General features: G+C 70.1%; 11 protein-coding genes. 4 read left to right on the forward strand and 7 right to left on the reverse strand.

The genetic code is table 11. The features are described 5' to 3' along the window. Positions 1–29: 29 nt before the first annotated feature. The 3 genes from ACYVDG_RS00770 to ACYVDG_RS00780 form a co-directional block, all read right to left on the reverse strand. A complete protein-coding gene (locus ACYVDG_RS00770) occupies positions 30–308 on the reverse strand; it encodes an exodeoxyribonuclease VII small subunit (protein ID WP_460745683.1) in 279 nt (92 codons plus the stop codon). 3 nt (positions 309–311) lie between these two features. After that, positions 312–1,796, reverse strand: coding sequence for an exodeoxyribonuclease VII large subunit (xseA, locus tag ACYVDG_RS00775; RefSeq protein WP_460745685.1), 1,485 nt, complete (start codon positions 1,794–1,796; stop codon positions 312–314). Positions 1,797–1,971: 175 nt separating this feature from the next. Further along, positions 1,972–2,682 carry a hypothetical protein gene (locus ACYVDG_RS00780; protein ID WP_460745687.1) on the reverse strand — a complete coding sequence of 237 codons (711 nt, stop codon included), beginning with the start codon at positions 2,680–2,682 and terminating at the stop codon, positions 1,972–1,974. 297 nt (positions 2,683–2,979) lie between these two features. On the opposite strand from ACYVDG_RS00780, the gene ACYVDG_RS00785 reads away from it, so the two are divergent. Next, a complete protein-coding gene (locus ACYVDG_RS00785) occupies positions 2,980–3,951 on the forward strand; it encodes a 4-hydroxy-3-methylbut-2-enyl diphosphate reductase (RefSeq protein WP_460745690.1) in 972 nt (323 codons plus the stop codon). Positions 3,952–4,099: 148 nt separating this feature from the next. Here the strand turns inward: ACYVDG_RS00785 and ACYVDG_RS00790 are convergent, their stop codons facing one another. Together ACYVDG_RS00790 and ACYVDG_RS00795 are read right to left on the reverse strand one after the other, a co-directional pair. Next, entirely contained in the window at positions 4,100–4,684 is a 585-nt protein-coding gene (locus ACYVDG_RS00790) for a DUF4245 domain-containing protein (protein WP_460745692.1), read from the reverse strand. Between the two features lie 112 nt (positions 4,685–4,796). Next, positions 4,797–5,408 carry a TetR/AcrR family transcriptional regulator gene (locus tag ACYVDG_RS00795; RefSeq protein WP_460745843.1) on the reverse strand — a complete coding sequence of 204 codons (612 nt, stop codon included), beginning with the start codon at positions 5,406–5,408 and terminating at the stop codon, positions 4,797–4,799. A gap of 222 nt (positions 5,409–5,630) precedes the next feature. On the opposite strand from ACYVDG_RS00795, the gene glpX reads away from it, so the two are divergent. Then, complete coding sequence (gene glpX, locus ACYVDG_RS00800; RefSeq protein ID WP_460745694.1) at positions 5,631–6,656, forward strand: class II fructose-bisphosphatase; 1,026 nt, start codon at positions 5,631–5,633, stop codon at positions 6,654–6,656. A 343-nt stretch (positions 6,657–6,999) separates the two neighbouring features. Beyond that, on the forward strand, positions 7,000–8,580 hold the full coding sequence (locus ACYVDG_RS00805; RefSeq protein WP_460745696.1) for a hypothetical protein: 1,581 nt from the start codon (positions 7,000–7,002) through the stop codon (positions 8,578–8,580). Between the two features lie 152 nt (positions 8,581–8,732). On the opposite strand, the gene ACYVDG_RS00810 is transcribed toward ACYVDG_RS00805, so the two are convergent. After that, positions 8,733–9,554: an ABC transporter permease gene (locus ACYVDG_RS00810; RefSeq protein ID WP_460745697.1), complete on the reverse strand. Its 822-nt coding sequence runs from the start codon at positions 9,552–9,554 to the stop codon at positions 8,733–8,735. Further along, on the reverse strand, positions 9,551–10,480 hold the full coding sequence (locus ACYVDG_RS00815; protein ID WP_460745700.1) for an ABC transporter ATP-binding protein: 930 nt from the start codon (positions 10,478–10,480) through the stop codon (positions 9,551–9,553). Before ACYVDG_RS00815 ends, ACYVDG_RS00810 begins: the two co-directional genes overlap by 4 nt. A 563-nt stretch (positions 10,481–11,043) precedes the next feature. Here ACYVDG_RS00815 and ACYVDG_RS00820 point away from each other — a divergent pair. Continuing rightward, positions 11,044–12,036, forward strand: a complete 993-nt coding sequence (locus tag ACYVDG_RS00820) for a lytic polysaccharide monooxygenase auxiliary activity family 9 protein (RefSeq protein ID WP_460745703.1) — start codon at positions 11,044–11,046, stop codon at positions 12,034–12,036. The last annotated feature ends 208 nt before the right edge of the window (positions 12,037–12,244 follow it).

Raw genomic sequence — 12,244 nt, forward strand, 5'->3', positions numbered from 1 at the left:
CCGGGAGTACCCGGTCGGGCACGCCCGCGTCAGAAGGGGGTGTCCCCGTCCCCGGGCTCGTCGCCCCTGCGCTCGTCCATTGCGGCGGCCAGCTTGGCGCGAGCGCCCTCCAGCCACTGCTCACAGGTCCGGGCCAGCTCCTCGCCCCGCTCCCACAGCTTCAGGGACTCCTGGAGGGTGAGGCCGCCCGACTCCAGCTTGCGGACGACGTTGTTCAGCTCGTCCCGGCTCTCCTCGTAGCTCAGCTCCGGGGACCCGCTGTCGCCCGCGCCGCCGTTCGCGCCCTGGTCCGTGCTCGTCTCGGGCATGCCCTACTCCCCCTCGGTGGTGTCTTCGTTCCCGCTCTCGGCGGCTGGCTTCGTCTTCGCGGCCGCGGGCTTCGCCTTCGCCGCACCGGCCCCGGCTCCCTTGGCCTTCGCCGTGCCGGTGGCCTTGGTCTTCGCCGTGCCGGTGGCCTTGGTCTTCGCAGTACCGGTGGCCTTGGCCTTCGCCGTGCCGGTGCCCTTGGCCTTCGCGGTGCCGGACTTCGTCTTCGCCGCCGCAGGCCCGGTCGCGGCGGCGTCCCCCTCACCGCCGCCCGCCGGGTCGGGGTCAACAGAGTCGACCGTGGCACTCAGGCCGTCCTCCGCGAACCGGAGCCGCAGGGTCTCCCCCACCGCGGGCTCGGTCGCTGATCGGACCACGGAACCGTCCTCGCGCTGCACGATCGCGTATCCGCGGGCCAGCGTGGTGGCCGGGGAAAGGGCGTGCAACCGGGCCTCGGTGTGGCCGAGCCCGTCGCGGGCCCGGTCCAGCGAGATGGCCAGGCTCCGCCGCGCCCGGTCGCGCAGCTCCAGAACCTGTTCGGTGAGCCGCTCCATCTCCCTGACCGGATCGGCCAGGACCGGACGGGAGCGCACACTCGCCAACCAGCTCAGTTCGCGGTCCACACCGCCCTTGATGACCCGGCGGCCGCGGTCGCGCAGCTGCCGGATGATCTCCAACTGCTCCCCGACGTCCGGCACGGTCCGCTTGGCCGCGTCAGTCGGGGTGGAGGCGCGCACGTCCGCCACGTAGTCGAGCAGGGGCGTGTCCTGCTCGTGGCCGATCGCACTGACCACCGGGGTGGCCGCCGCGGCGACCGCGCGGACGAGCGCCTCGTCGGAGAAGGGCAGCAGGTCCTCCATCGAACCGCCGCCCCGGGCGACCACGATGACGTCGACCTCGGGGTGGGTGTCCAGCTCACGCAGCGCCTCCATCACCTCACGGGTGGCGCGGTCGCCCTGGACCGCCACCGGGCGCACTTCGAAGCGCACCGCGGGCCAGCGGCGGCGGCCGTTCTCCAGCACGTCGCGCTCGGCGGCGGAGTCGCGGCCGCAGACCAGGCCGACGGTGTTGGGCAGGAACGGCAGCGGCCGCTTGCGGGCCTGGTCGAACACGCCCTCTGCGGTCAGGGTGCGCCGCAGCTGCTCCAAACGGGCCAGCAGTTCGCCGATACCGACGTGCCGGATCTCCCGCGCGCGCAGCGAGAAAGTGCCCTTGAGCTGGTAGAAGTCTGGTTTGGCGTGGATGACCACGCGGTCGCCCGGCACCGGCGCCGGCTCCTGCCTGCGCAGCACCGAGGTCTCGCAGATCACCCGGATCGAGGCGTTGGCGACCGGGTCGCGCAGCGTCATGTAGGACATTCGGCCGCGCGAGTTCAGCTCGGCGATCTGCCCCTCGACCCAGATGGCGCCCAGCCGGTCGATCCAGCCGCCGACCGCCTGGAGCACGACCCTGACCGGTTGCGGTGCCTCCGCGGAGCTCTCCATTCCCATGGCTCCAGAGCCTAGGCCAGGGTGCCGACAGTTCCGGGCAGGAGAGGGGCGGGGCGGGGTGGGGCACGGTTTTCCTGAACCGCGGGCTCCTGGACAGCGGGTCCCCCGAGACAAGGTGCGGCCCCGGAACCGGGCTGGGCCTTGTTCCGGGGCCGGGGTCAAGGGAGGGGCCGGTTCAGGCCCCGGACTCGAGCTTGGCGATGCGGTTGTCGTACATCTTGATGAACTCGGGCCGTCCCTCGTGCGCGACCTCGTAGGAACGCAGGTCACGGACCTGATCGATGGTGAGCTTGCGCAGGCGGGCCCGGATGGACGGCAGGGTGAGCTCGTCGTAGGTGGGCACCGCCAGGTCCTCAGCCGAGGGGGACACGTCCTTGCGGACCCGCTCCAGGACGTCGTCGCTGGCGACCTTCGTGTGCGCCTCGGCGGCCTCGAGCTCCTCGGCCAGGGCCGAGCCGTCCTCGGGGACGTCGGCGGTGGCGGGTTCGGTGGGCTCGCCCTTGGGCTCCTCGACCAGTTCGGCGGCCTCGGCGGCCTCCGTGGCGGGGGCCTCGGGCTTGTCGGCCGCGGGCTTGCCGTTGGCGGCGGGCTTGCCCTTCGCCCCGGCCTTCTTCTCCGCGGGCTTGTCCTCGGCCTTCGCCTCGGCCGCGGGCTCTTCCTTCTCTTCCGTCTCGGGAGCCTCGGTGGGGGCCTCGGGGGACTCCGCCGGGGCCTCGGTGGTCCCCGCAGACCCGGCGGTCTCCTTGGCGGCGGTCTCCTTGGCGGGGGTCTCCGTCGCGGGGGTCTCGTCCTTCTTGTCCTGCGTGGTCGTGGCGACCTGGTCCTTGCGCCCGAAGATGCCCTTGATGAGGGAGGTCAGCTTCGTCGCGATGGTCGGGTTCGACATAGGACGGGGGCTCCTGATGCTCTCGGCGTTGGGCCGGCGGCGCGCGTCCAGCAAACCAGGCAAGGCCGAGTTGAGGGCGAACCGCCTCATAACAGATGCGATGGTGAACCAGGATAGAGGAGGGAGGAACAGCATGAGCAGGAGAGAAGTGAACGATTTCGCCACTTCGAAGCCCAACCGGATACGTTCCGTTGCCCGGGCGTCACCTGCTCGTGGCCGCACTGATAGGTATGCCCAGTTCGGTGCACTATCCCACACTCGGATCCACAGCCCGCCATGGCACCTAGGATGTATTACATGACTGCGACGACGACTGCCACGAACCAACGCCGTGTGCTACTCGCCAATCCTCGGGGCTACTGCGCCGGTGTCGACCGAGCGGTCATCACCGTCGAGAAGGCCCTGGAGCAGTACGGCGCGCCGATCTACGTGCGCAAGCAGATCGTGCACAACACGCACGTCGTGCGCACCCTCGAAGAGCGCGGTGCGATCTTCGTCGAGGAGACCGAGGAGGTGCCCGAGGGCGCCATCGTCGTCTTCTCCGCTCACGGTGTCTCCCCCGCCGTCCACAAGCAGGCCGCGGAGCGCGAACTCAAGACCATCGACGCCACCTGCCCCCTGGTCACCAAGGTGCACAAGGAAGCCCAGCGCTTCGCCAAGGAGGACCGCGACATCGTCCTCATCGGCCACATCGGCCACGAGGAGGTCGACGGCACCAGCGGCCACGCCCCCGAGCACATCCAGATCGTGGAGAGCCCGGAAGAGGTCGACAAGGTCGAGGTCCGCGACCCCGACAACGTCTCCTGGCTGTCCCAGACCACCCTGTCGGTGGACGAGACCAACCAGACCGTCGACGCCCTCAAGCAGAAGTTCCCGAACCTGCTCGCGCCGCCCAGCGACGACATCTGCTACGCCACCTCCAACCGCCAGGACGCCGTCAAGGCGATGGCCCCCGAGTGCGAGCTCGTGATCGTGGTCGGTTCCGACAACTCGTCGAACTCCGTCCGCCTGGTCGAGGTCGCCCTGGACGCCGGCGCCGACGCCTCGTACCTGATCGACAACGCCACCCTCATGGACGAGGCCTGGCTCGAGGGCGTCACCACCGTTGGTGTGACCAGCGGCGCCTCCGTGCCCGACATCCTGGTCCGCGAACTGCTCGACAAGCTGGCCGGTTACGGCTTCGGGTCGGTCAGCCCGGTGACGACCGCCGACGAGACGCTCACCTTCTCGCTGCCCAAGGAGCTGCGCCGCGACCTGCGCGCGGAGTAGTCGGCCATCCGGCCGCCAGCGGCCAACCGGGTCACACGACGCAGAGTGCCCCGACCGGATTCCGGTCGGGGCACTTGCGTGTGCGGGGTCCGCTCGGGCCCGTCGGGCCCGGGACCCGTCAACGGGGTCCGGTGCGCTGGGCGGGACCTCAGGAGTCGTCGGCCTCCTCGTCGGCCTCCGGTGCGGCTTCCTCGTCAGCGTCCTCGGTGTCCTGGACCGGGAGGGTCTCCAGGTGCTCGGCCAGAACGGCGAACTCGTCGAGCGTGGTGCTTCCGGAGATGACCAGGGTCCGGTCCTCCTCGCGCAGCACGATCAGGCTCCAGTCCTCGCCCTCCAGGTGCTCCCACTCCTCGCCGGCGACCAAGACCATGCCCACGGGATCGGCGTCCTGGGCCCGGTCGGCCACCACGCCCTCGGGCTCCCCGTCGCTCTGGGTCAGCATGGCGTGGCTGTCCTCCGGCGTGGCGAACCCGAGGCTCCACTCCGTCGGCCCGGTGACGTCCAGGGTGGAACTGGTCGGGACCCACCCCTCGGGAAGGCCCTCGGGCGCGACCACCGGATAGTCGGCGGCGTCCCTGAGCACCTCGACGTCCGGGCGGTACTCCACGGAGGGGATGTTTTCGTCCGAACGTGTGGAGACCACGAACGCCATCAACAGAAGGATGCCGACGACGATCCCGAGAGAGATGGCGTAGTTCTTGAAAGTGGCGTTGGCCCGGCTGTATGAACTCATGACAAACACCAGCTTGCCCCAGGGTCGCGCCCGCCTCGACCTGGGGTGCGTTTAACGGCCGTGACCAGAACCTCGGCCGCCGCGGGAACTCACGCCCCGGGCGCCGGGGAACTCAGTCCTGGGGACGTCTGCGGCGCTCCAGCTCGGTCAGCAGGCCGGTGATGTCATCGGCGAGCCGGTGGGCGTCGGCGTCGTCCCGGCGGACGACCTCGGCCACGGCCAAGAGCATGGAACCGCTCACCACGATCAGAAGCGCCTCGTCCACGGGCTCGTCCGCCTTGCGGAACAGGGCCACGTTGCGGTCGGTCCACTGGGTGAGCCGGGAGCGCAGCCGGTAGTCGAAGCCGGGCGGACCGTCGCCGCTGAAGAACAGCCGCGCGGTCTCCCGCTCCTCGATGGAGCCGAGCAGGTAGGCGTGGGCCGCGATGTTCATCAGCCGGGTGGGATCACTCTCACCTTCGGCCCGCGCGTCACGCACCGCCTGGTGGGTGCGCTCCTGCTGGCGCTGCTGGAACTCCTCGTACAGGGCGACGTACAGGTCCGCCTTGCCGGTGAAGTGGTGGTACAGGCTGCCCACACTGGCGCCGGCGACCGCGACGACCTCGCTCACACCGGCCTTCGCGAAACCCATGGTGCGGAACACCTGGGCCGCCGCCTTCAGCAGGGAACTGCGGGTGGCCGCTCCGCGCGGCGAGACCCGCGCGGGCTTGTCCGTCTTGTCCACTGTCACGCCCTCACTCCTGTCCGGGTCCCCGCCAGCGTAGACCTTCGCGCCCACGAACCCTGCCACCGGTCTCCCCGGACCCCTCACCGGCAGCCCCCGCACCCGCGAAGGTTTTCCTGCTTCCGGGGCGACTCCTCCCACCCGTGACAGCCAAGGTTCACTTGCGGTGACTACCCTAAGACGTGCATCCCACCCTGATTCCCGACGGAAGGTGTCACGTCCATGTCGCAGTCCAGTAGTCCGTCCGCGCAGTACTCGGCGCCTGACCGTAACCTCGCGCTGGAGCTGGTCCGCGTCACCGAGACCGCCGCGCTCGCCGCGGCCCGCTGGGTCGGCAAGGGCGACAAGCTCGGTGCCGACGGCGCCGCGGTGCGCGGGATGCGCCACATGATCAGCACGGTGTCGATGAACGGCATCGTCGTGATCGGGGAGGGCGAGAAGGACAACGCCCCGATGCTCTACAACGGCGAGCGGGTCGGTGACGGCGGCGGCCACGAGTGGGACGTCGCGGTCGACCCGATCGACGGCACCACCCTCACCGCCATGGGGATGCCCAACGCGGTCGCCGTGATCGCGATGAGCCCGCGCAACACCATGTTCGACCCGTCCGCGGTGTTCTACATGGAGAAGCTCGCCACCGGACCCGAGTCCGCCGACGTGGTGGACATCGCCGCTCCCGTCGCGGACAACGTCCGCGCCGTGGCCCGGGCCAAGGGCAAGTCCCCGCAGGACGTCACGGTCGTGATCCTGGACCGTCCGCGGCACAAGCAGCTCGTGCAGGACGTGCGCGACGCGGGCGCCCGGATCAAGTTCATCAGCGACGGCGACGTCGCGGGCGCCATCATGTCGGCCCGCTCCGGGACCGGTGTGGACCTGATGCTGGGCATCGGCGGCACCCCCGAGGGCATCATCACCGCCTGCGCGATGAAGTGCCTGGGCGGCGTCATCCAGGGCCGCCTGTGGCCCAAGGACGACGAGGAGCGCCAGCAGGCGATCGAGGCCGGACACGACCTGGACCGCGTGCTGTACACGAACGACCTCGTCTCCTCCGACGACGTGTTCTTCGCCGCGACCGGCATTACCGAGGGCGAGCTGCTCGACGGTGTCCGCTACGAGTCCACCGGTGTGACCACAGACTCGCTGGTCATGCGCGGCCGCAGCGGCACCGTGCGCCAGATCGAGAGCGAGCACCGCCTCAGCAAGCTGTCGGCCTACAGCGGCGTCGACCTCACCTCCCCGCCGGAGTAGCCCTCTTCTGCACGTGGGAGCCCCGGTGTCCGCCGTGACGGCGGGCGCCGGGGCGCTCTCGTGACTGGCCCGTCCACGCGCGAACCCACCGCCGGAGCGCGAACAACTCGACGCGTGCGGGCATCTGACCTGTCATCGGCCGCGTGGCCGCCCGCCCTTGGAAACACCCTTGCCGGAGGATTCGATGTCCTATCCAGACCACCCTCAGCAGCCACAGTGGCAACCGCCACAGCAGCCGGGGCAGCCTGGTCAGGGGTTCCCTCCGCAGCAGACTCCCGGGCAGCCGGGTTTCGCGCCCCCGCAGGGGCCCGGACAGCCGTACCAGGGCGGGCCCGGCGCACCCATGGGTCCCGGCCCCGGAGGTCCCGGCGGCCCCGGCGGCCCCGGCCAGCCGCCCTACGGCGGTCCGCCCCACGGCGGCCAGTACTCCGGCGGCCCCATGCCGCCCCCCGGTGGCGGCGGTGGCCGTAAGTGGCTGATCCCCGCGGCCGCCGGTGTGGCCGTCACCGTCATGGCGGGCACCGTCTGGGCGACGGCCTCACTGGTCAGCTTCGACGGCACACAGCCCGAGTCGGTCCTGCCCGGCAACTCCGTGGCCTTCGGCAAGGTCGACCTGGACATCGACGGCTCACAGGCCATCGACCTGCTGAACTTCGTCGACCAGCTCCCGGACGAGGTCACCGAGGAGACGAGTGAGTCGGGGGACGACCCCACCGCGCTGTTCGCCGAGGTGTTCGCGGACGCCTACGACCTCAGCCAGTCCGAGGTGGAGGCCTGGATCGGGCCGAAGGTCGGCCTGGGCGCCTGGCACACGGACAACTCCGAGGCCGCCGACCGCGACGGCATGGGTTACGCGATGGCGCTGGCCGTCGAGGACGCCAGTGCCGCCGACACCCAGTTCGCCGGACTCCGGGAGAGCCACGACGTCCACCACGAGATGGTCGACGACTTCGTGGTCTTCACCGACTCCGAGGTCGAGCTCAGTGACTACAACGACCAGATGGCGTCCCACGGCACCCTGGGGGACGACAGCACCTACTCCTCGGACGCCGGCGACGTCCCCAGCGGCAGCATCGCCCTGGCCTGGGCCGACCTGGGCTCCCTGAGCGGCATGACCGAAGTCGGCAACGAGTTCACCGGCGGTCTCGGCAGCGACGCCGACCTGGTCGAGGGCCGGATGACCGCCTCCGTCCGGGTCGACGGCGACTACCTCGAGGCCCGCGCGGACGTGTTCGGCTTCGAGGTCGAGGACGAGGACCTGTCCTGGCTCGCCGACGCCCAGGGCGCGAGTGTGGGGGCCATGGCGGAGCTCCCCTCCGGCACCGTGATGGCCTTCGGCGGAAGCGGCCTCGACGAGGCACTGAGCACCGCCTGGGAGGAGGACGACCTCCCCTTCCTGACCGAGGACGTCCGCCGGGACATGGAGACGGACCTGAACTCCATCGGCGCCCCGCTGCCCGAGGGGTTCACCTCGCTGCTCGGCACCTCCACGGCCTTCGGACTGTCCGAGGTCGACCCGGGTGGGGACCCCCTCGGCAACTCCTACGGCTCCGGCGGCGACCCGGCCTTCGAGTACCGGGCGGTCGGCGGCGACGAGAGCGCGCTGAACGGTTTCGTCGAGGACATCGTCGTGGGTCCGTACTCCACCACGGACCCGCCCAGCGTGACCAGCGACAGCGACACCGTGGTCGTCTCGCACGGCGGAAACCCCACGGGGGGCCTGGGCGAGGACGCCGTCTTCCAGCAGACCATGCAGGACTTGGACGACGCGGTGATGGCCGGTTTCTTCGACCTGCGCCAGATCCTGGACACGGGTGACGTGAACGTGCCCGACCAGTGGGGCGCGGTCGGCGTGGGCATGAGCGTGACGGACGGCGGCGAGCGCGCCACCTTCGAGCTGCGGTGGGCCCCCAGCGGGGCCTGACCGTCCGGTTCACGGCCCGGGGTTCCGGGCAGACAACGCCGATGGCGTGGGAGGGCAGCCCTCCCACGCCATCACTGTTCCACCCCTTGACCGCCCTGGCCGCCCTGGCCGTCCTGGCTGCCCAAGATCGGCCCGGATGCTCCACAGCCCGGTCAGTTCACGACCCTGCGCCGCATCTGGAAGGCGGCCAGGTTCCACATCAGCACCACGAAGGAGAGCAGCACGGCGACGTGCATAAGCGCCGTCCCGGCCGCCATTGTGCCGAAGACCGATCCCCGGATCAGCTCGACCGCGTGGTAGAGCGGGTTGACCATGGCGGCGGTCTGGACCCAGTCCGGCAACTCGGTGAGCGGGAAGAACGTTCCCGCCAGGAGGAACAGCGGAGTGAACAGGCCGCTGAACACGTAGTCCATGGCGCGCACCGAGCGGATCAGCGCCGAGATCCAGATACCGAAGAGCGCGAAGGCGAACCCGGCGAGGAAGGCGATGAACGGCACGAACAGCATCCCGGGTCCGGGTTCGAGCCCGAAGCCGATCGCCACCAGCAGCGGCACGCAGCCGTAGACCCCGGAACGCAGGGCCAGCCACAGCGCCTCCCCGGTGACGAGTTCGCGCACGTCGACGGGGGCGGCGAGGATGCCCTCGTAGGTGTGCAGGAACCGGCGCTTGATGAAGGTGTTGATGACGGCGGGCATCATCGACTGGAACATGACCGACACCGCGACGATGCCGGTCCCCAGGAAGTCGATGTAGCTGAACCCGGCGAGGGTGCCGATGAGGGCGCCCATGCCGAAGCCGAAGCAGAGCAGGTAGAGGGTCGGCTCGACGACCGCCGCGAAGGTGGTGGCCCGCCAGGACTGCCCGTACAGGATCCACTCGCGGGCGACCACCCCCACGACGGCGTCAGCTTCGAAGCGGCCGGGCCTGGCGTGCCGTTCCGGCCGGGCGTCGGCGCGCTGCTGTGTCAGGCTCATTCCACGGCCTCCCCGGTCAGGGTGACGAATACGTCCTCGAGGTTGCTGGCCCGGGATTCGGGTCGGGTCAAGCGGTCGCGGACCGACTCCGGAAGTTCCTCCGCGCGGAGTACGGACAGGCTGGTTCCGGTCCGGCGGGTACTGAACCCGTGGCCCTGCACCAGGCTCTCGAGGGCGGCCAGGCCGTCCTCGCCCTCGGGTGTGTACTCCTCGACGGTGGCCCCCGCGTACTTGGCGACGAGGTCGGCGGGGGCCCCGCGCTCGATGACGCGGCCCTTCGCCATGAGGGCGACCTCGTCGGAAAGGCGTTCGGCCTCCTCGATGTAGTGCGTGGACATGAGGACGGTGGCCCCCTCGTCGCGCAGGGCCGAGATGACGCCCCACAGTTCCTGGCGCACCTGCGGGTCCAGGCCGACGGTGGGCTCGTCCATGAGGACCAGCTCCGGCCGGTGCAGGAGGGCCCGGACGATGAGCAGCCGACGGCGCATCCCGCCGGAGAGGTCGTCGACGGGGGTTTCCCCGCGGTCGCTGAGCTGGGCGAGGCGCATGGTGCGGGCGATGGCTTCCCGGCGCTGCCTGCGGGGGACCCGGTAGAGGAAGGAGAACATCCGCAGGTTCTGCTCGACCGTGAGTTCCTCGTCCAGGTTGTCGTGCTGGGGAACGACACCCATGCGGGCGCGGGCCCACTTGGACTCGGCGGGGATCTCGTGGCCGAGGATGCTGATGCTGCCCTCGTCCGCGATGGACTGCGCGGTGAGCATCCGCATCATGGTCGACTTTCCGGCGCCGTTGGGGCCGAGGAGGCCGAGGACGACCCCTTGCGGGACTTCGAGGTCGAGGCCGTCGACCGCGGTGAGTGAGCCGAAGCGCTTGACGACACCGCGCAGGTGCAGCGCCGGTTCTGAGGAGGGGTTCCGGGAGGTCATGGCAGCGCTCCCAGGCACGGCCCGTCGGGGCTCTCGTGTGGTCATGGGACCAAGGTAGGCAGCCGGTCGGACGTTTTCCAGCGGTTTTTCGCGGCACCGGGCACTGTTCCGCGGACGGTTCCGGACGCACGGCTGCCACGGCCCGCGGGCGCCCTGCCGGACTCACGGACCCATTCTTTGGTCAGATACGAACCATTGCCGAAGAAGGCCGGGAATGGGCACACGACACAGGAAATACACTACGCTCTCGGGACACCCAGAGCATCTTTCATGACAACCGTGGCCATTTTAGTACACGGCGCCGCACTCAACCGAAAACAAACATTACTGTTGATCGGTGGATCCGTCAACCATGCAGGTCAAAGCTTTTTATTCCGGAAAAGCTTCCCTTTCTGATGTATGTCTGTATAGTCGCCACCCATACCTTTCGGGCGGGCTGGAACCCCCGGCGGGCCCCATGCCACCGGGCTGCCCGAAAGGTCGTCCCTCCAGCCCGGACAACCGCGCGGTCTCGCGATCCGCACGGTTCCCCCGCTAGTCCACGACTTGAGGAGCACCCCCTGATGAGGTTCGGACGACTCATGCGCTCGACCGCCGTCCTGGCGGTCGCGCCGATCGGCCTCGCCGGTCTCGCCGTGTCCCCGGCAAGCGCCCACGGCACCCTCGGCGACCCGATCAGCCGCATCGCGGCCTGCTACGAGGAGGGCCCCGAGAGCCCCCAGTCGGAGATGTGTGTCCAGCTGGTCGAGGAGAACGGCACGCAGCCGCTCTACGACTGGCACGAGGTCAACATCGCCCAGGCAGACGGCCAGCACCGCGACATCATCCCCGACGGCGAACTGTGCAGCGCCGGACGCGACAAGTACTCCGCACTGGACAACCCCGGCGACTGGGCGAGCACCGCCATCACCGAGCTGCCCTCCGGCTCGGACTACACCTTCGAGTACACCGCCGCGGTGCCCCACGAGGGCTACATCGAGTACTACGTCACCACCGACGACTGGGACTCGAGCAGCTCGCTGGCTTGGGACGACCTCGAGGAAGAGCCGTTCGCCATCGACGACCAGCCGGAGGTCGAGGACGGCACCTACACCATGACCGCCGAGCTGCCCGAGAAGAGCGGTGAGCACCTGATCTACACGATCTGGCAGCGCACCGACAGCCCCGAGGCCTTCTACAGCTGCTCCGACGTGAGCTTCGGCGGCGACAGCGCCGCGACGACCACCGCCTCCGCCGACGACGAGGGCTTCTCCATCGACCCCGCCGCGTACGAGGACCTCGAGCACGAGCACGCGGAGCACGCCGAGGGCTCCGAGGGGGCCGAGACCGCTTCTGAGGAAGCAGCGGCCGACGAGGCCGGCACCGAGGCCGCTGACGAGGCAGCGGAGGCCGTCGAGGACGGCGCGGCCGCCGCCGACCACAGCGACCACGCGGGCGGTGAGCAGCTGGCCCAGACCGGCAGCGCCCTCACCGCGCTCTTCGCCACGGCGATCGCCCTAATGGCCGCGGGCGCCGGCGCCCTGCACCTGGCCCGCAAGCGCCGCGCCACCGTCTGAAACGGAGCCGCGGTCTGACGCACACCCCGGGCACCCCGGGAGCACGACCACGAGATGCGGCCCCGGACACGGAAACCCCGTGTCCGGGGCCGCTCCCGTTCCCGCCGTCCCCTAGAGCGGTCGCCCGGCTCAACCCCGTTCTCTTGGAGCCTGGTGGCAAAGGGGGTTTGGTTGCCCAGCCCTTGGGGTGTGCCGCTTTCCGCATGGG

The sequence above is a fragment of the Nocardiopsis oceani genome, from assembly GCF_054777395.1.

Excerpts from the sequence above, each read along its gene's own strand:
- ACYVDG_RS00770 (WP_460745683.1), bottom strand. The coding sequence starts at position 308 with ATGCCCGAGACGAGCACGGACCAGGGCGCGAACGGCGGCGCGGGCGAC.
- xseA (WP_460745685.1), bottom strand. The coding sequence starts at position 1,796 with ATGGGAATGGAGAGCTCCGCGGAGGCACCGCAACCGGTCAGGGTCGTG.
- ACYVDG_RS00780 (WP_460745687.1), bottom strand. The coding sequence starts at position 2,682 with ATGTCGAACCCGACCATCGCGACGAAGCTGACCTCCCTCATCAAGGGC.
- ACYVDG_RS00785 (WP_460745690.1), top strand. The coding sequence starts at position 2,980 with ATGACTGCGACGACGACTGCCACGAACCAACGCCGTGTGCTACTCGCC.
- ACYVDG_RS00790 (WP_460745692.1), bottom strand. The coding sequence starts at position 4,684 with ATGAGTTCATACAGCCGGGCCAACGCCACTTTCAAGAACTACGCCATC.
- glpX (WP_460745694.1), top strand. The coding sequence starts at position 5,631 with ATGTCGCAGTCCAGTAGTCCGTCCGCGCAGTACTCGGCGCCTGACCGT.
- ACYVDG_RS00805 (WP_460745696.1), top strand. The coding sequence starts at position 7,000 with ATGGGTCCCGGCCCCGGAGGTCCCGGCGGCCCCGGCGGCCCCGGCCAG.
- ACYVDG_RS00810 (WP_460745697.1), bottom strand. The coding sequence starts at position 9,554 with ATGAGCCTGACACAGCAGCGCGCCGACGCCCGGCCGGAACGGCACGCC.
- ACYVDG_RS00815 (WP_460745700.1), bottom strand. The coding sequence starts at position 10,480 with ATGACCTCCCGGAACCCCTCCTCAGAACCGGCGCTGCACCTGCGCGGT.
- ACYVDG_RS00820 (WP_460745703.1), top strand. The coding sequence starts at position 11,044 with ATGAGGTTCGGACGACTCATGCGCTCGACCGCCGTCCTGGCGGTCGCG.